This is a genomic window from Micromonospora sp. NPDC049175 (assembly GCF_043197345.1).
GTDB lineage: Bacteria > Actinomycetota > Actinomycetes > Mycobacteriales > Micromonosporaceae > Micromonospora.
Window position 1 is genome coordinate 145274 of the sequence record NZ_JBICSY010000010.1, and the last position, 21977, is coordinate 167250.

Annotated in this window: 21 protein-coding genes; 12 read left to right on the plus strand and 9 right to left on the minus strand. The window is 71.2% G+C overall.

Annotated features, from left to right (window positions below; all coding sequences use genetic code 11):
* Positions 1-57 precede the first annotated feature (57 nt).
* The 4 genes from ACGFH8_RS30525 to ACGFH8_RS30540 all read right to left on the minus strand — a co-directional run bounded on the left by ACGFH8_RS30525 (position 58) and on the right by ACGFH8_RS30540 (position 4411).
* Entirely contained in the window at positions 58-1053 is a 996-nt protein-coding gene (locus ACGFH8_RS30525; protein WP_393373898.1) for an RNA polymerase sigma factor RpoD/SigA, read from the minus strand.
* A gap of 397 nt (positions 1054-1450) precedes the next feature.
* Complete coding sequence (gene murQ / locus ACGFH8_RS30530) at positions 1451-2407, minus strand: N-acetylmuramic acid 6-phosphate etherase (protein WP_393373901.1); 957 nt, start codon at positions 2405-2407, stop codon at positions 1451-1453.
* Entirely contained in the window at positions 2404-3318 is a 915-nt protein-coding gene (locus ACGFH8_RS30535; RefSeq protein ID WP_393373903.1) for a MurR/RpiR family transcriptional regulator, read from the minus strand. The genes murQ and ACGFH8_RS30535 overlap by 4 nt, the downstream gene beginning before the upstream one ends.
* 76 nt (positions 3319-3394) lie before the next feature.
* Positions 3395-4411 carry an NAD-dependent epimerase/dehydratase family protein gene (locus ACGFH8_RS30540; RefSeq protein ID WP_393373906.1) on the minus strand — a complete coding sequence of 339 codons (1017 nt, stop codon included), beginning with the start codon at positions 4409-4411 and terminating at the stop codon, positions 3395-3397.
* A gap of 173 nt (positions 4412-4584) precedes the next feature.
* Between ACGFH8_RS30540 and ACGFH8_RS30545 the strand changes: the two genes are divergently transcribed.
* Positions 4585-5277 (plus strand): SDR family NAD(P)-dependent oxidoreductase, encoded by a 693-nt coding sequence (locus ACGFH8_RS30545; protein ID WP_393373909.1) that lies wholly within the window; start codon positions 4585-4587, stop codon positions 5275-5277.
* On the opposite strand, the gene ACGFH8_RS30550 is transcribed toward ACGFH8_RS30545, so the two are convergent.
* Positions 5262-5933, minus strand: a complete 672-nt coding sequence (locus ACGFH8_RS30550; RefSeq protein ID WP_393374043.1) for a thymidylate kinase — start codon at positions 5931-5933, stop codon at positions 5262-5264. The two genes, ACGFH8_RS30545 and ACGFH8_RS30550, sit on opposite strands and share 16 nt — an antisense overlap.
* 183 nt (positions 5934-6116) lie before the next feature.
* Between ACGFH8_RS30550 and ACGFH8_RS30555 the strand changes: the two genes are divergently transcribed.
* The 5 genes from ACGFH8_RS30555 to ACGFH8_RS30575 all read left to right on the plus strand — a co-directional run bounded on the left by ACGFH8_RS30555 (position 6117) and on the right by ACGFH8_RS30575 (position 8549).
* Positions 6117-6701: a nucleotidyltransferase gene (locus tag ACGFH8_RS30555; protein WP_393373912.1), complete on the plus strand. Its 585-nt coding sequence runs from the start codon at positions 6117-6119 to the stop codon at positions 6699-6701.
* Complete coding sequence (locus tag ACGFH8_RS30560; RefSeq protein ID WP_393373915.1) at positions 6698-6973, plus strand: hypothetical protein; 276 nt, start codon at positions 6698-6700, stop codon at positions 6971-6973. The genes ACGFH8_RS30555 and ACGFH8_RS30560 overlap by 4 nt, the downstream gene beginning before the upstream one ends.
* 10 nt (positions 6974-6983) lie before the next feature.
* Entirely contained in the window at positions 6984-7760 is a 777-nt protein-coding gene (locus ACGFH8_RS30565; RefSeq protein ID WP_393373917.1) for a metallophosphoesterase, read from the plus strand.
* Positions 7751-7894: a GPGG-motif small membrane protein gene (locus ACGFH8_RS30570; RefSeq protein WP_007464364.1), complete on the plus strand. Its 144-nt coding sequence runs from the start codon at positions 7751-7753 to the stop codon at positions 7892-7894. The genes ACGFH8_RS30565 and ACGFH8_RS30570 overlap by 10 nt, the downstream gene beginning before the upstream one ends.
* A gap of 160 nt (positions 7895-8054) precedes the next feature.
* Positions 8055-8549 (plus strand): TspO/MBR family protein, encoded by a 495-nt coding sequence (locus ACGFH8_RS30575; RefSeq protein WP_393373920.1) that lies wholly within the window; start codon positions 8055-8057, stop codon positions 8547-8549.
* A 49-nt stretch (positions 8550-8598) separates the two neighbouring features.
* Here ACGFH8_RS30575 and ACGFH8_RS30580 read toward each other — a convergent pair whose 3' ends face one another.
* Positions 8599-9372, minus strand: a complete 774-nt coding sequence (locus tag ACGFH8_RS30580) for a peptidoglycan DD-metalloendopeptidase family protein (RefSeq protein ID WP_393373923.1) — start codon at positions 9370-9372, stop codon at positions 8599-8601.
* Positions 9373-9622: 250 nt separating this feature from the next.
* On the opposite strand from ACGFH8_RS30580, the gene ACGFH8_RS30585 reads away from it, so the two are divergent.
* The 5 genes from ACGFH8_RS30585 (at position 9623) to ACGFH8_RS30605 (ending at position 15876) form a co-directional block, all read left to right on the plus strand.
* Complete coding sequence (locus tag ACGFH8_RS30585) at positions 9623-10969, plus strand: ABC transporter substrate-binding protein (RefSeq protein WP_393373925.1); 1347 nt, start codon at positions 9623-9625, stop codon at positions 10967-10969.
* A 70-nt stretch (positions 10970-11039) separates the two neighbouring features.
* Positions 11040-12086: a carbohydrate ABC transporter permease gene (locus ACGFH8_RS30590; protein WP_393373928.1), complete on the plus strand. Its 1047-nt coding sequence runs from the start codon at positions 11040-11042 to the stop codon at positions 12084-12086.
* A 1-nt stretch (position 12087) separates the two neighbouring features.
* Positions 12088-13056 carry a carbohydrate ABC transporter permease gene (locus tag ACGFH8_RS30595; protein ID WP_393373931.1) on the plus strand — a complete coding sequence of 323 codons (969 nt, stop codon included), beginning with the start codon at positions 12088-12090 and terminating at the stop codon, positions 13054-13056.
* Positions 13057-13125: 69 nt separating this feature from the next.
* On the plus strand, positions 13126-14172 hold the full coding sequence (locus tag ACGFH8_RS30600; protein WP_393373933.1) for a LacI family DNA-binding transcriptional regulator: 1047 nt from the start codon (positions 13126-13128) through the stop codon (positions 14170-14172).
* 30 nt (positions 14173-14202) lie between these two features.
* Positions 14203-15876 (plus strand): glycoside hydrolase family 13 protein, encoded by a 1674-nt coding sequence (locus ACGFH8_RS30605; RefSeq protein ID WP_393374046.1) that lies wholly within the window; start codon positions 14203-14205, stop codon positions 15874-15876.
* A 573-nt stretch (positions 15877-16449) separates the two neighbouring features.
* Here the strand turns inward: ACGFH8_RS30605 and ACGFH8_RS30610 are convergent.
* From ACGFH8_RS30610 to xylA, 3 genes are all read right to left on the minus strand, one after another.
* Positions 16450-17904: an MFS transporter gene (locus tag ACGFH8_RS30610; protein WP_393373935.1), complete on the minus strand. Its 1455-nt coding sequence runs from the start codon at positions 17902-17904 to the stop codon at positions 16450-16452.
* Positions 17905-18033: 129 nt separating this feature from the next.
* Entirely contained in the window at positions 18034-19461 is a 1428-nt protein-coding gene (gene xylB / locus ACGFH8_RS30615; protein WP_393373938.1) for a xylulokinase, read from the minus strand.
* 9 nt (positions 19462-19470) lie between these two features.
* Positions 19471-20658: a xylose isomerase gene (xylA, locus tag ACGFH8_RS30620; protein ID WP_393373941.1), complete on the minus strand. Its 1188-nt coding sequence runs from the start codon at positions 20656-20658 to the stop codon at positions 19471-19473.
* A 78-nt stretch (positions 20659-20736) separates the two neighbouring features.
* On the opposite strand from xylA, the gene ACGFH8_RS30625 reads away from it, so the two are divergent.
* A complete protein-coding gene (locus ACGFH8_RS30625) occupies positions 20737-21975 on the plus strand; it encodes an ROK family protein (RefSeq protein WP_393373943.1) in 1239 nt (412 codons plus the stop codon).
* The last annotated feature ends 2 nt before the right edge of the window (positions 21976-21977 follow it).

Here is a 21977-nt window from a genome sequence, read left to right on the forward strand (position 1 = left end):
GCGAACGGCCGGCGTCCCCCTATCGGACGCCGGCCGTTCGCCGTCATTACTACCAGGTCAGGCTGCCTGCAGCCCCTCCGCCCGGGCCAGCTCACGCAGCCGGCCGAGGGCCTGGATCTCCAACTGCCGGATCCGCTCACGGGACAGCGAGAACCGGGACGCGACCTCGGTGAGCGAGTGCTCCCGGCCGTCCTCCAGCCCGTAGCGGGCCCGCATGATGCCGGCGGACCTGTCGTCGAGGTGGTTGAGCAGCCCCTCGATGCGCTGCCGCTCCAGGCCGCTGAGGACGATGTCCTCCGGCGACGGCGCGTCGCTGTCGGCGACCAGGTCGCCGAGGCTGGTGTCGCCGTCGTCGCCGACCGGGGTGTCCAGCGAGACGGTGTCCTGCGACCAGCGGCGCAGTTCGTTGACCCGCTCGACGGTGACGCCGAGGGAGGCAGCGATCTGCTCCGGCTCCGGGTCGCTGCCCAGCTCACGGGTCAACTGCCGGGCCACGTTGCGCATCCGGTTGACGTCCTCCACCAGGTGCACCGGCAGACGGACGGTGCGCTCCTGCTGGGCGATCGCCCGGCTGATCGCCTGGCGGATCCACCAGGTGGCGTAGGTGGAGAACTTGTAGCCGCGCTCGTAGTCGAACTTCTCGACCGCCCGGACCAGGCCGGTGTTGCCCTCCTGGATCAGGTCCAGCATGGGCATGCCCGACCGCACGTAGCGGCGGGCGATCGACACGACAAGTCGGAGGTTGGCGCGGATGAAGAGATCCTTCGCGCGCTCCCCCTCGACGACCAGCCACTCCAGGTCAGCCCGATCCCGGTCGGTACCGCCGGGGGCGGCATCCTCACCGAGCAGGTGCTCGGCGTAGAGGCCGGCCTCGATCGCCTTGGAGAGATCGACCTCCCGGGCGGCGTCCAGCAGTGGCGTCCGAGAGATCTCGTGCAGGTAGACGCCGACCAGGTCGCGCTCCTCGGCCACCTGATCGGTGCGCATGCCGATGTTCTTGTCCACGTTGCCCACGGTCCCCTCGCTCGCGCCGGTTGCCCGGTTCCTTGCCATACCCCACGTCCGTCAACCCCTGGTAACTTCTGCTGTGCCATCGGTGCTGACACCTACACAACAGATGAGACGTGTCGGGGATTCCGTGTGGTGAGTCGAAAGTGTCACGAATGCCTGAGTCTTAGCTGAGAGCACGGTCCACGTTTGCTGTCAGCATCCCGTCGGATGGCTCGCCGCTGGGCACCACGCACGGGTCACACACCATGGCAACACCGCCCGCCGTGGGGGCACAGCGACCCGGGTCACCACCACGCTGCGATCCTGGTCACTGCCAGATACGCGTCGAAGGACCGGTCGGTTCATCCTCGGGGGAGTATTACCCCCCGGCCAGATGAACAATCCGAAGCCCCGTTCGCTTCCCGGGGCGCGGTGAGCCTAGGCCTGTGTCGTCGAGGCCCTAGGGGGTGAGCAGGGCGAGGGCACCGCGTACCTGGTCGGCGGAGCGGGCCAGCGCGGCCCGGGCGGCGTCCACCTCGGCTCCGGAGACCAGGGAGACGAGCGCCGTCTTCAGGTCACCGTCGGCCTCGGCGAGCGCCTGCCGGGAAACCTCCTCGGAGCAGCCGGTGGCCTCGATGAGAATCGAGATCATTCGTCCGCGGAGCTTCGCGTTGGTGGCCACCATATCGATCATGAGGTTCGAGTAGACCCGCCCCAGGCGCACCATGACGGCTGTCGAGAACGTGTTGAGCACCAACTTCTGTGCCGTGCCCGCCTTCATCCGGGTCGACCCGGTGACCACCTCGGGTCCGGTGTCCACCCCGATGAACACGTCCACCGACCGCGCGGCCTCCGCCTCCGGATTGGCGCAGAGCAACACCGTCGAGGCGCCCTTGGCGCGGGCCGCGGCGAGCGCCCCGAGCACGTACGGCGTGCGTCCGCTCGCCGCCAGACCCACCACCAGGTCGTCGGTGCGTACACAACTGGCCGCCTCGACCGCGCCGCCCCGGTCGTCGTCCTCGGCGTCCTCCACGGCCCGCCACATGGCGTCCGGGCCACCGGCGAGGTGGGCGCAGAACCAGTGCCGGGGCGAGTTGAAGGTGGGAGCGAGTTCGGCCGCGTCGAGGACGCCGAGCCGACCGGAGGTGCCGGCCCCGAAGTAGTGCACCCGGTGGCCGCCGCGTAGCGCCTCGACCGCCAGGTCGACGGTGGCGGCGATCTCGTCGAGCACCGCGGCGACCGCCGCCGGCACCCGCCGGTCCGCCTCGTTGATCACGGTGAGCACGTCCCGGGTCGACATCAGGTCGAGGTCGACGCTCAGCGGGTTGCGGCGTTCGGTGGGTGCGCCCACCCGGACCGTCGGGCGGGCGTGCGGTGCGGGCAGGTCCTCGTCCGGTTCCACCGCACCGGGCGTCACGGCCGCCTCCGGTTGGCACCCACCCGGTGCGACTGGACCGCCTCGGCGGTCGACTCCAGGGCCTTGCGCGCCCGAGCCCGGTTGCGGGCGGCCACCCCGACGAAGAGACAGTCGACCACGGTGAGCTGGGCCAGCCGGCTGGCCGTCGCCCCGGAGCGGTAGGTGGTCTCCCGGGCCGCCGTGGTCAACACGAAGTCCGCCACGTCGGTGATCGGCGAGCGCGGGAAGTTGGTGAGCGCCACGGTGACGGCACCCCGCGTACGCGCCTGCTCCAGCACCTCGATCACGTCGGAGGTCGTGCCGCTGTGCGAGATGCCGATCGCCACGTCGCCCCGGCCCAGGAGGGCGGCCGAGGTCAGCGCGGTGTGCACGTCCGGAAAGTAGAAGGCGATCCGGCCGATGCGGTGCAGCTTCTGCTGGAAGTCCGATGCGACGAACCCGCTGGCGCCAGCACCGTAGATGTCGATCCGACCGGCGCTGTTGATCGCCTCGACCACCTGCTCACAGATGGCGGGGTCGAGCTGCTCGGCAGTCTCCTCGACCGCACGGGCGTCGTTGAACGCGATGGTGGCGATGATCTGGGCGAGGTCGGCGCCGGGCGGGATGTCACCGCCGACCACCCGGGCGTCCGGTGGCTCGATCCGGCGGGCGGCCTCGGCAGCGAGCCGGATCCGCAGTTGGGGGTAACCGTCCATGCCGACCGAGCGGCAGAATCGGATGACCGTCGCCTCCGAGGTCTCCGCCGCGGTGGCGAGGTCGGTGATGGTCCGCCGGGACGCGGCGGCCGGGTCGGAGACGACCAGCCGGGCAACCCGCTGCTCGGCGGGAGACAGCGACGGCAGCAGCCCACTGATGTGGACGATCAGCCCACCGGGCTCCTGACTCGCAGAAATCTTCGGACTCTTCGCCACGGATGAAACTTACTTTCACCTGGCGTGAGCGTCAACCATGACCGGCCGGGACGACGAAAACACCTCGACGGCCGGATCACCGGTCCCGCACAGCCTGCCACTCCCGCAGCACCGCCGCCTCACCCGCCGGGTCCAGTCCCCCCTGCCGGACGGCGGCCGGGTCCGCTGTCATCCAGGCCGCCGTCGCCCGAACAGTGTCGGACAGTGGACGGACCGCCAGCCCGGCGCCCAGGGCCGGTCGCGCGTCCCGGTCCATCAGGCCACCGGACTCCGGCAGCCGCACCCACAGCGGCAGGGCCCGCTCCCCCGACCACTCGCGGACGTCGTGGGCCAGCAGGAACTCCTGGTCCACCCAGGTGAGGACCGGATCGGCGACTCCCAGCCCGGCGGCCACCCCGTGCAGCAGGTCGGCGCGGGACATCGCCGGCCCGGTGCCGTCGTACGTGCCGGCGAGGCGGGTGCCGGCGGCGTGCAGCAGCCAGCCGGCCAGATCGGCCACGTCCACGAACTGCACCCGGTCGGTCGGCCGGCCGGGCGCGAGCACCTCGCCGCCGGCCGACAGCCGCCGCACCCAGTACGGAAAGCGGTCGCTCGGATCCTCCGCGCCGACGATCAGCCCCGCCCGGCAGATGAACGAGCGGTCCACACCCATCCGCTCCCGGACCAGCCGCTCGATGCTCACCTTGCACTCGCCGTACCAGCGGTTGTCCGGGTCGGGCAGGCCGTCCACCTCCGGTGGGGCCGGCGGCAGCACAGGTGCGTCCGACGCGGTCTGACCCGGGGTGGTGTTGTCCGCGTACACCGAGATCGTCGACACGAAAGACCAGTGTCCGACCCGCTCGGCAAGGGCGGTGAGCGCGTACCGGGCGTGACTGACCTGGCGGGTCACGTCGACCACGGCGTCGAAACCGGCGTCGGCGAGCGGCGCCAGCGCCCCGGGGTCGTCCCGGTCCACAGGCACGAACCGGACGCCGGCCGGCGCGGCTCCGGACACGCCCCGGGCCGCGCAGGTCACGTCGTGCCCCCGCGCGACGGCGAGTCGAGCCACCGCCCGGCCGAGAAACCGGGTACCGCCAAGAACGAGGATCCGCATCGGCCGATCCTGCGCCCTCAACCTCCGAACGCCCCAACGAATCTGCCCACCGCAGACGGTGATCATGAGGTTGTTGCCACTCCGATCGGCGTGTCACGGCAATAACTCCATGATCGACGGAGCGGTGGGGTGGGGGTGGGGGGTGGGGTGGGTGGGGGCAGTAGGTTGGGGGTATGGCGGGGCGGAGTGTGTTGGTTACCGGGGGTACCGGTGGGCTTGGCGGGGCCGTGGTGGGCGCGTTCGTCGAGGCGGGCTGGCGGGTGGTCGTACCGGAGCGGACCGCCCGGCCCGGGTCGGGCCCGGCGGCGGACGACCTGGTCCGACTGGTCGCGGACCTGACCGAGCCGGCGGGCGCCGCGCGGGCGGTCGAGGCCGCCGCCGGCGAGTCGGCCGCGCCGCTGCGGGCGGTGGTCAACCTGGTCGGCGGGTACGCCAGCGGTGGCCTGGTGCACGAGACGCCGGTCGAGGACTTCGAGCGGATGCTCACCGTCAACCTGCGACCCACCTACCTGGTCACCCAGGCCGCGTTGCCCCACCTGGTGGCGGCCGGCGGCGGCGCGGTGGTCTGCGTGGCGGCCCGCGCGGCGGTCGCCCCGTTCCCCGGCGCCGCCGGCTACGTGACGGCCAAGGCGGCGGTGTTGGCGCTGGCCAACGCGATCGCGGTGGAGTACCGGTCCCGCGACGTGCGCTGCAACACGGTGCTGCCAAGCGTCATCGACACCCCGGCGAACCGGGCCGCCCAGCCCGACGCCGACCACTCCCGCTGGGTGGCCCCGGCCGAGATCGCGTCGGTGATCCGGTTCCTCGCGTCGGCCGAGTCCGCGCCGACGAGCGGTGCCACCGTGCCGGTCTACGGGCGGGCCTGAGCCACCACCGGGTCACCATCCCCCTCCGCCGCCCGGGGGGACGCCGGCAGCCAGGTCCCCAGGTGCGCCTGGATCTGCTCGGTCACCTCCTCGGCCGGACGGCCCGCGTCCACGAGCACGAAGCTCGGATATTCGGGCAGGGCCCGGTAGGCGGTGTCGGCCGCGGTCAACCAGCCCATCGTCTCGTGGTCGGTGCCGCGCTCCTCGATACGCCGGTACGCCTCCGCCGGGTCGACCGCGAGCAGGAACGTCACCTGCGGGGTCGGGAACAGTCGGTAGCCGGCTCGGGCCAGCCGCTCCCAGCGGTGTCCGCCGTGGGCGCGGATGCTCGCGTACTGGCAGGCCGAGTAGCGGTCCATCACCGCCGTCCGGCCGGTGAGCAGGCAGGTGACCAGGGCTACGGCGATGGCGAGCCAGCGCAGCACGGACTCCACCGCCAGCATGCCGTCACGCCCGACGAGCCGCTGCGCGTCCGGCCGGCCGAGCCGGTGGGCGACGCGGCCGAGCCAGCGGCGCCCGCTGGCGTTGCGGCGGTAGGTGGCGGGGCTCCCGGCGGCCGTCAACGCGTCGGCCAGCCGGTGCGCCTGCGTGGTCTTGCCCGAACCGTCGATGCCGATCAGGGCGACGGTGCGCAACCGGGCCCTGCCGCGTCGCATCCCCGATGATCTGGCCACCCTCCACAGATTATCCGACCGGCGCACCGACCCCGCGAGGTTTGTGCTGTTTCGGCCCTGTTGACGCCCGACCGAGTCCCCAGCAGGTGTGGCCGACCGGAATGCCGGGTACGGGAGTCTGAAACCCAAACCGCCGGTCCACCAACACGACGACGGGAGATCCAGATGGCTGAGCGCGGGGACGAGAGTCTGGTGCACACCCTCAAGAAGGTCGCCGCCGTGCTCAAGCAGTCCGAGATCCCGTTCGCCCTGGGTGGCAGCTTCGCCGTCTACGCCCACGGGGGGCATTCCAGTGAGCACGACGTCGACTTCCTGATCCGGGAGGCCGACGTGGAGCAGGCCCTGGAGGCCCTGGTGGCCGCCGGCTTCGTCGCCCAGCGACCACCCGAGGACTGGCTGGTGAAGGTCTTCGACGACGGCCGGATGGTGGACCTCATCCACCGGCCGATCGAGACACCGGTGACCGAGGAGACGTTCGCCGACACGGTCATCCGGCCGGTGGACGCGATCCACATGCCGGTGCTGTCCGCCACCCAGCTGATGGTGCACAAACTGCTCAGCTTTTCCCAGCACTACTGCGACTTCGCCCGCGGCCTGCCGCTGGCCCGGTCACTGCGGGAGCAGATCGACTGGGAAAGGGTACGCAAGGAGACGCAGCACTCGCCGTACGCCGAGGCGTTCCTGGTGCTGCTGGACCGGCTGGAGGTGGTGCCGGCGGTCGGCACCCAGCCAGGAGAGGGGACACCGTGACCCATCATCACGACATCGGCGCCGGGCCACCGGACGAGTACGTCGAAGCCGAGATCCAGCGCCTGCTCGCCGAGGACCCCGCCGTCGCCGAACAGGGCATCACGGTGGTCCGGCGAGACCGCGCCCTCGTGCTCTACGGCGAGGTGGAGAGCCCGCACCGGCGCGCGGAGATCCTGCGCCGGGTGTCCGAGCGCTTTCCTGACGTACCGATCGCCAGCGACATCGGGGTGATCCGCGCCCAGGCGCCAACGGAGATCGAGCAACTGCCCTGAGGGAGGTTCCATGGTGATCCGGATCGCCGCGGTGGGTGACGTGCATCTGGACGAGGACGTGGTCGGACGGTTCCGACCGGCGTTGGAAGAACTGCCGGAGTGCGCCGACGTGCTGCTGCTGGCCGGGGATCTGACCCGGCACGGCACCGAGGCCGAGGCGCGCTGCGTGGCGCAGGAGTTCGGTGGGTTGGCCGTACCGGTCGTGACCGTGCTGGGCAACCACGACCACCAGTGTGACCAGGTGCCCCAGGTGGTCAAGGTGCTCGAGGACGCGGGCATCACCGTGTTGGAGGGCAACGGCGTGGTGTTGGACTGCGCGGGCGGCCGGCTCGGCATCGCCGGGGTCAAGGGCTTCGGCGGCGGGTTCGCCGGGCGGTGCGCGAGCGACTTCGGTGAGCCGGAGATGAAGGCTTTCGTACGGACCACCACCGACAGCGCGGACCGCCTCGGCGCCGCGCTGCGCTCGCTCGACTGCGACATGCTCGTCGCCCTCACCCACTACGCGCCCGTGCCGGACACGCTCGTCGGCGAGCCGTTGGAGATCTACCCGTTCCTCGGGTCGTACCAGTTGGGACAGGCGATCGACTCGGCGCCCACCGCGCTGGCCCTGCACGGGCACGCGCACGCCGGCAGCGAGCGCGGCACGACCCCCGGCGGGGTACGCGTCCGCAACGTCGCGCACCCGGTGATCAAGCAGGCGTACAGCGTCTTCCATGTCGGCGATCAACTTGATACCGACCAGGTTTCCACGCTCGGACCGTCGGGTATTCAGAGGTCATGGAGCTGATTCTTTGGATTCTCGCAGTCGTACTCGTGGTCGCCGGCATCCTCGCGCTGTTCCGCCGGCAGATCCTGTGGGGCATCGTCCTCATCGTTGTCGGGCTGTTGGTCGGCCCGGGTGGTGTCAGCATCTTCAATTAGCGTTCGCACGACGTCATAACCGGGACCCGTCGGGGTCGCCGCGACCGGAGCTCCGTCCTCCCGACAGGAGCACCGGCCGCGGCGATCCCGGCGCTTTTTTGTGGGCGTTCGTGCCACCGTCGGCGGTTTGAGCTGCCGCCGAAGGGAAACTATCTCGACCATGGAGATATCTCAGGACGCGCCGAGGACCTCCGGCCGGCGACGGTGGTGCGCCCTCGTCGGCTTCGCCGCGGCCGTCTTCGTCGCGGCGGCGATCGGCGGGCTCGGGGTGCAGGGCACCACCGACGAGTACGCGAGCCTGCGGCAGCCCAACTGGGCGCCGCCCTCCTGGCTGTTCGGCCCGGTGTGGTCGCTGCTCTACGCGCTGATCGCCGTGGCCGGCTGGCTGGTGTGGCGGCGGGTCGGCTTCTCGACCGCGCTCTGGGCGTGGACCGCGCAACTGGTGCTCAACGCCATCTGGACCCCGCTGTTCTTCGGCGCGGGGCAGTACGGGCTGGCGTTCGCCGAGATCGTGGTGATGTGGCTGGCGATCGGGCTCACCGTGGTGCTGTTCGCCCGGGTGTCCCGGGTGGCGGCCGCGCTGCTGCTGCCCTACTGGGCCTGGGTCACCTTCGCCGCCGCGTTGAACCTGTCGATCTGGCGGCTGAACTCCTGACCGACAGGTCCCGGCGGCGCCGACCGCCGGGACCGTTGCCGTTTCCGGGTCAGCAGCGAGGGACGCCGGGGATGTATCCGTCCGAACCGGTGTACACGTACGCGTCGGCGATGTACCTACCGGAGCCGATGCGGTCCCAGATCGAGCTGGTGCCGTACGTGCCGGTGACACTGGTGCCGCTGGTCTGGCAGGCGATGGTCACCCGGGTCCCGTCGGCGACGGTGCCCACCGAGGCGTACCCGGTGCCGGGGCCGGAGCGGACGGTCAACGCGGTGCCGCTGGTGTCGACGGTGCCGTTGCCGCTGCCCGAGGAGCACCCGTTGTCACTGGTGTAGGTCTTGGTGCCCCAGTAGAGGCCGAGGGTGCCGTTGAAGCGGACCTGGACGTCGCCGCCGTTGAGGCGCTGCTCGTAGTGCAGGTGGGGGCCGGTCGAGCCACCGGTGCTGCCGACCCAGCCGAGCACCTTGCCGTAGCCGACCGTCTGCCCGACCGAGACGTTGAAGCCGTTGAGGTGGGCGTAGTAGGTGTTGTAACCGCCACCGTGGTTGATTCGGACGTACTTGCCGTAGCTGGTGCCGCCGAGATCCGTCACCCGATCGACGGTGCCCGGGGCGCTGGCCACCACGGGGTCGCCGACGTCGTCGGTGCGGTTGAAGTCGACGGCGTACGCCGGGCTGTGGTCCGACCTCGTCTGGCCGGACCAGGACTGGCCGCACGGGAAGGGCACCTTGAAGGTCGGCGCGGCCAGCGCCGGGCTCGCCGGCACCAACGCTCCCCCGACGAGCAGGCCCGTCACCAGCAGGCTCATCCACCGCTTGCGCATACAGCTCCTCCCATGTCGAAAACCTTCGATCCGATGCGCTCAGCCTGACAGATATCGTCAAACTTCGAAAGGGCCGAAGATCAGTCCCGGCAGCGCGCTCACCAGGCAGACCGCAGGTTTCGGGATTGTTACTCGCTCGTGTCTGACTGGGGGTGGACCGGAGCGAATGCAAGCGCTTACATGTGTGCACGCCCAATCGGACCGGCGACGGGTCACCAGCACGACCGCGCCGGCTAGGAAGGAGGACGGCATGGCGGTCTTTACCAGACCACGCCAGGCCTTCGTGATCGCCGGCGTACTCGGGCTGGCGCTCAGCGCCACCGCCTGCGGTACCGGCGACGACAAGAAGAGCAACAACGCGGGCTCCGCCGAGTGCGCCGCATACGACAAGTACGAGGGCCACGACGGCAAGAAGGTCTCGATCTACGCGTCCATCCGTGACGCCGAGGCCGACCTGCTGGAGCGCTCGTGGTCGGACTTCACCAAGTGCACCGGCATCGAGATCGACTACGAGGGCAGCGGCGAGTTCGAAGCGCAGCTCCCCGTGCGGGTCGACGGCGGCAACGCCCCCGACATCGCCTTCGTACCCCAGCCGGGCCTGGTGAAGCGCTTCGCGGACGCCGGCAAGCTGAAGAACCTGAGCGCCGACACCAAGGCCCTCGCCGAGCAGAACATGCCGGCCGACTGGCTGAAGTACGGCACCGTGAACGGGACGCTCTACGGCGTGCCGCTCGGCGCCAACGTGAAGTCCTTCGTCTGGTACTCGCCGAAGACGTTCAAGGAGAAGGGCTGGGAGGTTCCGACCACCTGGGACCAGCTCATCGCCCTGAGCGACAAGATCGCCGCCAGTGGCATGAAGCCGTGGTGCGCGGGCGTCGAGTCCGGTGACGCCACCGGCTGGCCGGCCACCGACTGGATCGAGGACGTGGTCCTGCGGACCCAGGGCCCCGAGGTCTACGACCAGTGGACGACCCACGCCATCCCGTTCAACGACCCGAAGATCGTCGACGCGGTTGACCGCGCCGGCAGCATCCTCAAGAACGACAAGTACATGAACGGCGGCTTCGGCGGCGTCAAGAGCATCACCACCACCGCCTTCCAGGAGGCGGGCCTGCCGGTGACCACCGGCAAGTGCGCGATGCACCGACAGGCGTCGTTCTACGCCAACCAGTTCCCCGAGGGCACCAAGGTGGCCCAGGACGGCGACGCGTTCGCCTTCTACTTCCCGGCCATCGACGCCGCCAAGGGCAAGCCGGTGCTGGGCGCGGGCGAGTTCGTCGTCGGCTACGCCGACCGTCCCGAGGTCCAGGCGGTGCAGACCTACCTGGCTTCGGCCGAGTACGTCAACAGCCGCGCGAAGCTCGGCAACTGGGTCACGGCGAACAACAAGCTGGACATCGCCAACGTCGCCAGCCCGATCGACAAGTTGTCCGTCCAGATCCTGCAGGACAAGACGGGCACCTTCCGCTTCGACGGATCGGACCTGATGCCGGCTGCCGTCGGCGCGGGAACGTTCTGGAAGGGCATGGTCGAGTGGCTGAACGGCAAGCCGACCGCCCCGGTGCTCCAGGGCATCGAGAGCAGCTGGCCTAAGTGATCCCGGCGGTGGCCCGGTCCGCGATCGCGGGCCGGGCCACCGGCCGAGGTGGACCCGGAAGGGAGGGTTGATGAAGTTCGACTTCGCCGATCAGCAGCCGAAGTTCCTCATGCTGATGTACGGGCTGGTCGCCTTCGTGGTGGTCGTGGGTGGTCTGCTCCTCTTGCTCGACGTGGTGCCGGCCTGGTTCGCCCGCAGGCGGGAGGCCCAGCTCGTCGCGGCCTCCGTGGGCGGGGGCCCGCTGCCCCGCCGACGCAAGCAGCGGGAGGGGCTCTTCGCGTTCTTCTTCCTGCTGCCGACGCTGCTGCTGCTCATCATCGGCCTGGTCGTGCCGGCCATCCGCACCACGCTGCTCTCCCTGATGGACGGAAGCAGCACCAACTGGGTGGGTCTGCGCAACTATGGCTGGATGTTCTCCGACGACTCGATCGTCCGGGTCCTGATCAACACCCTGGTCTGGGTGCTCCTCGTCCCGTTGGTGGCGACCGGGTTCGGCCTGATCTACGCCGTACTCGTGGACAAGGCCCGGTTCGAGGCGGTGGCCAAGTCACTGATCTTCCTGCCGATGGCCATCTCCTTCGTCGGCGCCAGCATCATCTGGAAGTTCGTCTACGCCTACCGGGGTGACGGCGACCAGATCGGTCTGCTCAACCAGATCGTGGTCAGCGTCGGCGGTGAGCCGAAGCAGTGGCTGCTGGAATCACCGCTGAACACGCTGCTGCTGATCGTCATCATGGTCTGGATCCAGGCCGGTTTCGCCATGGTGGTGCTCTCCGCCGCGATCAAGGCCATCCCCGGCGACATCGTGGAGGCCGCCCGACTCGACGGGGTCACCGCCTGGCAGATGTTCTGGCGGATCACCATGCCGAGCATCCGGCCGGCGCTGATCGTCGTGGTGGTGACGCTCACGATCGCCACGCTCAAGGTCTTCGACATCGTCCGGACCTCGACGAACGGCAACTACGACACGAGCGTGATCGCCAGCGAGATGTACAACCAGGCGTTCCGGTACGGCCAGAACGGGCAGGGTTCCGCACTCGCGGTCTTCCTCTTCATCCTGGTCATCCCGGTCGTGATCTACCAGATCCGCAACCTCCGTCAGCAGCGGGAGGGCTGAGATGACCACCGCAACGCCCACCGTCGCCGCCGGCACCCAGAAGACCGACGGCACCCCGACCACCGCTGCCGGACGGGTCCGCAAGCGGCTGAACAGCCGCACCGCGACCCTCGTCTCGGTCATCATCGCGGTGGTCTGGACCATCCCGACCTTCGGCCTGCTCGTCTCGTCCCTCCGCCCCGAGGACGAGATCAAGACCACCGGTTGGTGGACCGCGTTCACCAACCCGCAGTTCACCTTCGAGAACTACCAGCAGGTCCTGTTCGGGCGGTCGTCGTCCTCCGGGCAGCTCGCCGGGTCCTTCATCAACTCCCTGGCGATCACCATTCCGTCGGTGCTCTTCCCACTCGCCTTCGCGTGCCTGGCCGCGTACGCGCTGGCCTGGATCAACTTCCGCGGCCGGGACTGGGTCTACATCGCGATCTTCGCGTTGCAGATCGTGCCGTTGCAGATGGCCCTGGTGCCACTGCTGAAGTTCTTCTCCACCGGCGTCACCCTCGGCGGGGTCACCCTGATGCCGGCCTGGGACCTGGTCGACGAACAGAAGTTCGTCCAGGTGTGGTTCGCCCACACCTGCTTCGCGCTCCCGTTCGCCGTCTTCCTGCTGCACAACTTCATCTCGCAGCTGCCCGGGGACCTGATGGAGGCGGCCCGGGTCGACGGGGCCACCCACCCGAAGATCTTCCGCAGCATCGTGCTGCCGCTGATCACCCCGGCGCTCGCGGCGTTCGGCATCTTCCAGTTCCTCTGGGTCTGGAACGACCTGCTCGTCGCGCTGATCTTCGCCGGTGGCGGCAACGAGACCGCCCCGCTCACCGTCCGGCTCGCCGAGATGGCCGGTACCCGGGGCAACGAGTGGCAGCGCCTCACCGCCGGCGCGTTCGTCTCCATCGTCGTACCGCTCATTGTCTTCCTGTCCCTGCAACGCTTCTTCGTGCGAGGTCTGCTCGCCGGCAGCGTCAAGGGCTGACCCGCTCGCCCGCCGCCGCCTGGCCCCTCGGGCGGCGGCGGGCGCGTCGGGCACCGAGCGGGGGATACCGTGACGAGGATCGATGATGTGGCCCGGTTGGCCGGCGTGTCCACGGCCACCGTCTCGCGAGCCCTGCGCGGGCTCCCGACGGTCTCCGCCGCCACCCGGCACCGGGTGCTCGCCGCCGCCGAGCAACTCGACTACGCGGTCTCACCGAGCGCGTCCCGGCTCGCCGGTGGCCGGACCGGCACCGTCGCGGTGGTGGTTCCCCGGATCACCCGCTGGTTCTTCAGCACCGTCGTCGAGGCGGTCGAGGAGTACCTCCACCAGTCCGGCTACGACCTGCTGCTCTACAACCTGGGCGGCCGGGAGCAGGTCCGCCAGCGGGTTCTCCGCACGGCCAACCTGCACAAACGGGTGGACGCCATCATGCTCGTCGCCACGCCACTGCGGCCGGCCGACCTGACCGCGCTGGCCACCCTGGACCTGCCCGGGGTCACCATCAGCTCGGGCAGCAGGGTTCCCCACTGGCCCTGCGTACGGATCGACGACGTCGCGGCCGCCCGGGCCGCCACCCGGCACCTGATCGACCTCGGCCATCACCGGATCGCGCACATCTCCGGCGACCCGGACGACGAGTTGGCCTTCACCACCCACCTCGACCGACGCCGTGGCTACCGGGCGGAGCTGCGGGCCGCCGGCCTGCGGCCCGACCCGAGCCTGGATGTCGAGTCCACCTTCACCATCGACGGCGGTAACCGGGCCACCGCCGAGTTGCTGGCCAGTGGCGAACCGCCGACCGCGATCGTCGCCGCCTGCGACGAGATGGCGATGGGGGCGATGACCGCGGTACGCGACGCCGGGCTGCGGGTGCCGCAGGACGTCAGCGTGATCGGCATCGACGACCACGACCTGGCCGGTGTGCTGGGACTCAGCACCATCGCCCAGCCCGCCGCCGAACAGGGACGACTCGCCGCCCGCATGCTGCTCGACCCGCTCGGGGCACGCCCTCCGGGCCCCATCCTGAGTCAACGGAACGCCGGCCGCGACACACCGGTGATCCTGCCCACCCGCCTGGTGGTCCGGGACTCGACCGCACCACCCCGGGCACACTGAAATCCACACACCGCACCACGGGAGACGACCCTGAACACCGATCCGACGCAGCAGAACGCCTCCGGCCACCCGGTCACCGGCTGGTGGACCGAGGCGACCATCTACCAGATCTACCCCCGCTCGTTCGCCGACTCGGACGGCGACGGGATCGGTGACCTGCCCGGCATCACCGCCCGCCTCGACCACCTGGTCGAGCTGGGCGTGGACGCGGTGTGGCTCTCCCCCTTCTACCCGTCGCCGCAGGCCGACGCCGGCTACGACGTGGCCGACTACCGCGACATCGACCCGCTGTTCGGCACCCTCGCCGACGCGGACAAGCTGATCGCCGAGGCCCGGTCCCGCAGCCTGCGGGTGATCGTCGACCTGGTTCCCAACCACACCTCGTCCGCGCACCGCTGGTTCCAGGCGGCGCTGCCCGCCGCGCCCGGCAGCCCGGAACGCTCCCGGTACATCTTCCGGGACGGTCGCGGACCGGCCGGCGACCAGCCGCCGAACGACTGGCAGAGCGTCTTCGGCGGCCCGGCCTGGACCCGGACGGTGGACGCCGACGGGCAACCCGGCCAGTGGTACCTGCACCTGTTCGACACCGGCCAGCCGGACCTCAACTGGGACAACCCGGAGGTGCACGCGGAGTTCCTGGACGTGCTGCGGTTCTGGCTGGACCGTGGGGTGGACGGCTTCCGGGTGGACGTGGCGCACGGCCTGATCAAGCAGGCCGACCTGGCCGACTGGCAGGAACCACAGGAGATCCTCTCCGGCAACGAGATCGACAAGCCGCGCCCGCCAATGTGGGACCAGGAGGGCGTACACGAGATCTACCGCCAGTGGCGGCAGGTTCTCGACAGCTACCCCGGCGAACGGGTGCTGGTCGCCGAGGCATGGGTGGAGCCGGCCGAGCGGCTGGCCCGCTACGTCCGCCCGGACGAGATGCACCAGGCGTTCAACTTCGAGTACCTGCTCGCCGCGTGGACCGCGCCGGCCCAGTACGCGGTGATCACCCGCTCGCTGGAGGCGACCGACTCGGTCGGCGCGCCGACCACCTGGGTGCTGTCCAACCACGACGTGGTGCGGCACGCCTCCCGGCTCGGCCTGCCGATCGGCACCGTACGGCCCAACGGCATCGGCATCGGCGACCCGCAGCCGGACGCCGCGCTCGGCCTGCGCCGGGCCCGGGCGGCCACCCTGCTGATGCTCGCCCTGCCCGGCTCGGCCTACCTCTACCAGGGTGAGGAGTTGGGGCTGCCCGAGCACACCACGCTGCCCGACGAGGCCCGGCAGGACCCGACCTGGGCGCGCAGCGGGCACACCCAGCGCGGCCGGGACGGCTGCCGGGTGCCGATCCCGTGGGAGGCCGACTCCCCCTCGTACGGCTTCGGACCCACCGACGCGAGCTGGCTGCCGCAGCCCGCGCTCTGGGCGGAGTACGCGCTGGACCGCCAGCGCGACGTTCCCGGCTCGACGTACGAGCTGTACCGCACGGCGCTGCGACTGCGCCGCGAGCACGGGCTGGGTCGCGGCACCCTGGAGTGGGTGTCGTCCGGCGACGAGTCGCTGACCTTCCGCAACGGCGAGCTGACCGTGCTGACCAACTTCGGTACGGCGTCGGTGCCGGTGCCGGCCGGTGCCGAGGTGCTGGCCACCAGCGCACCGCTGGACGACGACGGGGCGGTGCCCACCGACGTCACCGTCTGGCTGCGGGGCTGAGCCTGAGCCGTCCGGCCCGTCCCGCGGTACTCGCGGACGGGCCGGACGGGCCGGACGGGCCGGACGGGCCGGACGGGCCGGACGGGCCGGACGGGCCGGACGGGCCGGACGGGCCGGACGGGCCGGACGGGCCGCGCCCCTCGCCGAGGCCGACGCGGTCGTCTCGCCGCGCCCGTAGCCTCAAGATCGCGCAATATCAATGATGGAGTGGCCTCAAGACCGCGGGATAGCACTACCTCAATGACAACGCCGTTGTGTCAGGGCGAGCGGTTGTTCGTCAATGGGCACTGTCTCGCCGATCATGCTGGTGTGCCGGGGTGGTCTTGTCCTTCGACCCAGTTGGTCGGCCAGGGGTACGTGGGGCGCCGGTCGGCGGGGCAGGCACTGCGCTGGATAACGGACTCCTGGGGGTGCAGTAGGTCAGGGCGTGTCTCGCGAGAAGTTCGCGCCGATCTTGCATTTTCGGTTGTTCATATAGGTGATATGCCCCTTGTGTCGGGACAGGAAGTGCAAGATCGCGGAGCAGGGCGGTGCGAGCCCGGCAATCACCCAGTGCGGTCGCGTGGTGCGGGGTTAGAGGCGGTTGGCGCGGGTGTGCAGCAGGTCGTGCACGTTCTCGATGTCCGCCGGTGAGGTTCGTGAGGCGAGCCAGTACATGACGCCGGTGGGGATGAAGAAGAGCTGGAACGCGGCCAACCCGACGGCGAAGTTCAACGGCGGCGGGAATGCCACCCGCAGGCCCTGGAAGGCCACCCCGACCAACCCGTTGCCGGCCGCACGACCGACCCCGTTGACAAGGTTGCCCAGGCTGTAGACGGTGCCCCGGTGCTCCGGCGGGTTCACGTCGGCGATCAGCGCGAACCAGTTCGGCGAGTTCGCCGAGGTCAGCGCGAGCGCCACGATCGCGGTGAGCAGGCTCAGGCCCACCGACGGCTCGGTGACCACACTGGTCAGCACCGCGCCCACGACCGCGCCGCCGCTGGCGCCGTCCGGCACGTCGATGGTCACCGGGACGAAGAACAGCACCAGGTAGAACGGCAGCGCGGCGAGGATGCCGACCGCGGCGACCAACGCCCGACCCCGAGGGGTACGCCGCTGCGCCGCGTCGCCGATCAGACCGCCCACGATGGAGAGCACCCCGCCGAGCTGGAACAGCGTGGCGAAGACGCTGCCCACCACCACGGCCGTCGACGTCGAGTAGCCCTGGGCCTCGGCCCGTTCGGCGAAGAGCACCGGCAGCCACACGAGTGAGCCGAACGCGGCCTGCGCGGTCAGACCCTGCAGGATCAGCCACCTGTTGGTCCGTCGGGCCAGGATGCGCGGCAGGTCGGCGCGGCTGATCCGATAGTCGTACTCGGCGCCGGCGTCCAACCGGTCGGCCAGCTCCGGCTCGCTCTGGCCACGCCGGACGTCGTACGTGAACAGGTAGGCCACGGTGGCGGCCAGGCCCACGCCGGTCAGGATCAGGAACGGTCGGCGCCAGTCGGTCGCCCCGAGCAGCCCACCGACGAGCGTGCCCGCCAGGGTGCCGATCCCCTGGGAGAGGCCCCAGAAGCTCATCACCAGCCCGCGCCGGGTCGGTGAGATCAGGTCGGTGACCACGGAGAACCCGACCGAGCCGACCGCGCCGAGGCCAACGGCGGCGACCAACTGTGCGGCCAGGAAGGTCAGGTAGCCGCCGGCGAGCGCGCTGCCGCCGGTGCCGGCCGCCCAGAGCAGCGTGCCCACCATGAGCAGCCGCTTGCGGTTGGTCCGGTCACCGACGTACGCCCAACCGACCGCGGCCACGGCGCTGACCAGGAAGCTGACCGCGGTGACCAGACCCAGCAGCCGCCCCGACACGGCGAACGCGTCGGAGATCGGGCCGTAGAGCGGCGGGACCAGCCCGATCGCCACGTTGTCCAGGGAGGCGAGCAGCACGAACACCACGACGCTGTACAACCGGTGCGCCGGACCGCCGCCCCGGCCGGGCGGGCGTGAGTCGGGCGTCGCCCGACCCCGGTCGGGGCCGCCACTGCTCACCGTCATGACCGGCAGCCAACCAGACCCCACCGACGGGGCCGTCACGCGGGTGGGTGCCGGTCGGCTTGCGCTGGCACCCACCCGCGTCGATCCCGACGCTCAGGCCGATCAGGGACCGCCGGGCGAGCCACCCGGTCAGCGCCTGTCGAGCACCAACCCGCGAGCCGCCGCGTACTGGTCGCGCACGGCGGGGACCGGCTCGGCCGCGTACTCCTCGGTGCCCTCGACCGCCCAGTTCGGCGGCGTCGGGCCGCCCAGGGCGACCCAGGCGGCCTGCCGGGCGGCGCCGTCGGCGACGTACTCCCCCGCCGGCGGCACGACGACCGGGCAGCCGAAGACCTGCGGGGCGATCCGACGCACGGCGGCCGACCGGGCTCCGCCGCCGACCAGGATGACCCGGCGGACGGTGGCACCCTGCGCGGTCAGCGCGTCCAGGCCGTCGGCGAGCGCGCAGAGCATGCCCTCCACGGCGGCCCGCGCCAGGTGCGCGGGGGTCGACGTGCGCAGGGTCAGCCCGTGCACCGCGCCGGTGGCGAGCGGCCGGTTCGGCGTCCGCTCGCCCTCCAGGTAGGGCACCATGACCAGCCCGTCCGCGCCGGCCGGCGCGGAGAGCGCCAGGTCGGCCAGCTCGTCCAGGCTGACGCCGAGCAGCGCGGCGGCGGCGTCCAGCACCCGGGCCGCGTTGAGCGTGCAGACCAGCGGCAGGAATCGACCGGACGCGTCGGCGAAACCCGCCACGGCACCGCTCTCGTCGGCGGCCGGCACGTCGGCCACGCTGAACACGGTGCCGGACGTGCCGATCGAGACGACCACGTCGCCGGGGCCGGCACCGACGCCGAACGCGGCGGCGGCGTTGTCCCCGGTGCCCGCGCCGAGCAGCGCGCCGCCCGACCCACCCAGCTCGTCGGCCAGCTTGCCGGCCGACTCCGCCGGACCGAGCACCTCGGGCAGCACCAACTGCCGGCCGAAGGCCCGTTCCAACAGGTCCGGTCGGTAGTCGCCGGTCGCCGGCGACCAGTAGCCGGTGCCGCTGGCGTCACCACGGTCGGTGCGCAGCGCGCCCAACCCCGGTGCGCCGGCCAGCCGCCACGTCAGCCAGTCGTGCGGCAGGCAGACGGCTGCCACGCGGGCTGCCGCCTCCGGCTCGTGGGTGGCCAGCCACCGCAGTTTGGTGATGGTGAAGCTGGCCACCGGGACACTGCCTGCGGCTTCGGCCCAGAACCGACGCCCGGCCGCGCCGCCGCCGGCCTCCTCGACGAGGTCGGCGGCGGCGTCGGCGGATCGGGTGTCGTTCCACAACAGTGCCGGGCGGACCACCCGGCCGTCCTCGTCGAGACACACCATGCCGTGCTGCTGGCCGGCGACGGAGATCGCCGCCACGTCGGCCAACCCGCCGGCCTGGTCGACGGCGCTTCGCAGCGCCTGCCACCAGGCTTCCGGGTCGACCTCGGTGCCGTCCGGGTGCGGTGCCCGGCCCTGCCGCAGCAGAGCGCCGGTCTCCGCGTCCCGGATGACCACCTTGCAGGACTGGGTGGACGAGTCAACGCCTGCGACCAACGGCATGGCGGGGCCTCAGCGGGCGCCGAGCAGGTGCTCGACGGCGAGCTGGTTGAGCCGGACGAAGGCGAAGCCCCGCTCGGCCACCGCGTCGACGTCGACGTCCTCGAACGCGGACCGGTCGGCCAGGAACTCCTCGTAGCTCTCACCCGCGTTGAGCGTCGGCGTGTTCAGGTCGCCGACCTTGCTGGCGGCGAGCGCCTCCACCACCTCGGGGTCGGCGCGGAACGCGGCGGCCCGCTCCTTGAGCAGCAGGTACGTGCTCATGTTGGCCGCCGCCGACGCCCAGACACCGTCCATGTCCTCGGTCCGGGAGGGCTTGTAGTCGAAGTGCCGCGGCCCGTCGTAGGCCGGCCCGCCGTTGGGGCCGCCGTTCTCCAGGAGGTCCACCAGGGCGAACGCGTTCATCAGGTCACCGTGGCCGAAGACCAGGTCCTGGTCGTACTTGATGCCGCGCTGGCCGTTGAGGTCCAGGTGGAACAGCTTGCCCTGCCAGAGCGCCTGGGCGATGCCGTGGGCGTAGTTGAGCCCGGCCATCTGCTCGTGGCCGACCTCCGGGTTGAGGCCGACCAGCTCCGGGTGGGCCAGCTGGGAGATGAAGCCGAGCGCGTGCCCGATGGTCGGCAGCAGGATGTCGCCGCGCGGCTCGTTGGGCTTGGGCTCCAGGGCGAACCGCAGGTTGTAGCCCTTGTCGATGGAGTACTGGGTGAGCAGGTCGACGGCCTCGCGGTAGCGGTCCAGGGCGGCGCGGACGTCCTTGGCGAGGTCGTACTCGGAGCCCTCGCGGCCGCCCCACATCACGAACGTGCTGGCGCCCAGCTCGGCGGCCAGGTCGACCTGGCGCAGCACCTTGCGCAGCGCGAAGCGACGGACGTCGCGGTCGTTGCTGGTGAAGCCGCCGTCCTTGAAGATCGGGTGGGTGAAGAGGTTCGTGGTGACCATCGGCACCACCAGGCCGGTCTCGTCGAGGGCCTTGCGGAACCGGGCGATGTGCTGGTCCCGGGTGGCGGCGTCGACGCCGAACGGGATCAGGTCGTCGTCGTGGAAGGTGATGCCGTACGCGCCCAGCTCGGCGAGCCGGTGCACCGCCTCGACCGCGTCGAGCTCGGGACGGGTGGCGTCACCGAACGGGTCGCGAGCCTGCCAGCCCACGGTCCAGAGGCCGAAGGAGAACTTGTCGGCGGGGGTGGGACGGGGTGCCATGAGCGACCTCCGGGGTGGTGTTGTCCGCTATTTGTTCAGCGATTGAATTATTTGCTCACCCTATGGCACTGTCAAGGGGTGAGCCTCACCCACGCCCCGGCCGGCGCAGTCCGTCAGGGCAGTCTGCGCGAGCTCAACCTCGCCCTGGTCCTGGGCCGGATCGCCACGGCCGACCGACCTCCGTCCCGGGCCGACCTGGCGACCGCGACCGGCCTGACCCGAGCCACCGTGTCCGCGGTGGTCGAGGACCTGCTCGCCGGGCAGTTGGTGAGCGAGTCCGAGCCCGCGCCCCGCGCCGGCGCCGGCCGACCGGCCCGTGGTCTCGTCCTGGCCGACCAGGGGCCGGCGGGGCTCGGCCTGGAGGTAAACGTCGACTACCTGGCGGTCTGCGTGGTGGACCTCGCCGGACAGGTCCGGCACCGCACCGTACACCGGGCCGACCTGCGCCCGGTGGCCCCCGCGGACGCCCTCGCCCAGCTGGTCGAGATCGCCGGGACGGCCCGCGACGTCGCCGCCGGCGAGGGCCTCACCCTGGTCGGTGCCGCGCTCGCGGTGCCCGGCCTGGTGGACGACACCGGGCTGGTCCGGCTCGCGCCGAACCTCGGCTGGCGCGACGTGCCGGTGCCCGCGCTGCTCGCCGAGCACCCTCCGCTCGTCGAGCAGGTGCCCGGCATCCCGGCGCTTGTGGTGGACAACGAGGCAAACCTCGCCGCGCTCGGCGAGCTGCACTCCCGGCCACCCGGTCCGGCCAGCTTCCTGCACATCTCCGGAGAGGTGGGCATCGGCGCCGGCATCGTGCTGGACGGCGCGCTGTTCCGGGGCGTCCGCGGGTGGAGCGGCGAGATCGGGCATCTTCCGGTCCACCCCGAGGGCCGTCCGTGCCGCTGCGGCGGCCAGGGCTGCCTGGAGCAGTACGCCGGCCAGGAGGCGATCGTGACCGCCGCCGGGTTGGCTCGGACGGAACTCCCCGCGGACACCGCGACAGCGCGCCTGGCCGAGCTGGCCGAGGCCGGTGACCCGGACGCGCTGCGGGCGCTGCACGACGCCGGGACGGCGCTCGGTGTCGCGGTGGCAGGTGTCGTCAACCTGCTCGACCTGGACACCGTGGTGCTCGGTGGCGGTTACGCGGCGCTGGCGCCCTGGTTGTGCCCGCCGGTGCTCGCCGAGATCGCCAGCCGGGTGCTCACCGCCGCCTGGTCGCCGGTCACGGTCCGGCCGTCGACGCTCGGCGCGGAGGCCGCCGCGGTGGGCGCCGCCGGGTCGGTGGCCCGCCGGATCATCGCCCAGCCCGCCGGCTGGCTGGGTCGCTCCGGCTGATC

What these genes read in the sequence shown, in the direction of transcription:
- ACGFH8_RS30525 (WP_393373898.1), bottom strand. Translation starts at nt 1,053, where the DNA reads ATGGCAAGGAACCGGGCAACCGGCGCGAGCGAGGGGACCGTGGGCAAC.
- ACGFH8_RS30540 (WP_393373906.1), bottom strand. Translation starts at nt 4,411, where the DNA reads ATGCGGATCCTCGTTCTTGGCGGTACCCGGTTTCTCGGCCGGGCGGTG.
- ACGFH8_RS30545 (WP_393373909.1), top strand. Translation starts at nt 4,585, where the DNA reads ATGGCGGGGCGGAGTGTGTTGGTTACCGGGGGTACCGGTGGGCTTGGC.
- ACGFH8_RS30550 (WP_393374043.1), bottom strand. Translation starts at nt 5,933, where the DNA reads ATGCGACGCGGCAGGGCCCGGTTGCGCACCGTCGCCCTGATCGGCATC.
- ACGFH8_RS30555 (WP_393373912.1), top strand. Translation starts at nt 6,117, where the DNA reads ATGGCTGAGCGCGGGGACGAGAGTCTGGTGCACACCCTCAAGAAGGTC.
- ACGFH8_RS30565 (WP_393373917.1), top strand. Translation starts at nt 6,984, where the DNA reads ATGGTGATCCGGATCGCCGCGGTGGGTGACGTGCATCTGGACGAGGAC.
- ACGFH8_RS30570 (WP_007464364.1), top strand. Translation starts at nt 7,751, where the DNA reads ATGGAGCTGATTCTTTGGATTCTCGCAGTCGTACTCGTGGTCGCCGGC.
- ACGFH8_RS30575 (WP_393373920.1), top strand. Translation starts at nt 8,055, where the DNA reads ATGGAGATATCTCAGGACGCGCCGAGGACCTCCGGCCGGCGACGGTGG.
- ACGFH8_RS30580 (WP_393373923.1), bottom strand. Translation starts at nt 9,372, where the DNA reads ATGCGCAAGCGGTGGATGAGCCTGCTGGTGACGGGCCTGCTCGTCGGG.
- ACGFH8_RS30585 (WP_393373925.1), top strand. Translation starts at nt 9,623, where the DNA reads ATGGCGGTCTTTACCAGACCACGCCAGGCCTTCGTGATCGCCGGCGTA.
- ACGFH8_RS30590 (WP_393373928.1), top strand. Translation starts at nt 11,040, where the DNA reads ATGAAGTTCGACTTCGCCGATCAGCAGCCGAAGTTCCTCATGCTGATG.
- ACGFH8_RS30595 (WP_393373931.1), top strand. Translation starts at nt 12,088, where the DNA reads ATGACCACCGCAACGCCCACCGTCGCCGCCGGCACCCAGAAGACCGAC.
- ACGFH8_RS30610 (WP_393373935.1), bottom strand. Translation starts at nt 17,904, where the DNA reads ATGACGGTGAGCAGTGGCGGCCCCGACCGGGGTCGGGCGACGCCCGAC.
- xylB (WP_393373938.1), bottom strand. Translation starts at nt 19,461, where the DNA reads ATGCCGTTGGTCGCAGGCGTTGACTCGTCCACCCAGTCCTGCAAGGTG.
- xylA (WP_393373941.1), bottom strand. Translation starts at nt 20,658, where the DNA reads ATGGCACCCCGTCCCACCCCCGCCGACAAGTTCTCCTTCGGCCTCTGG.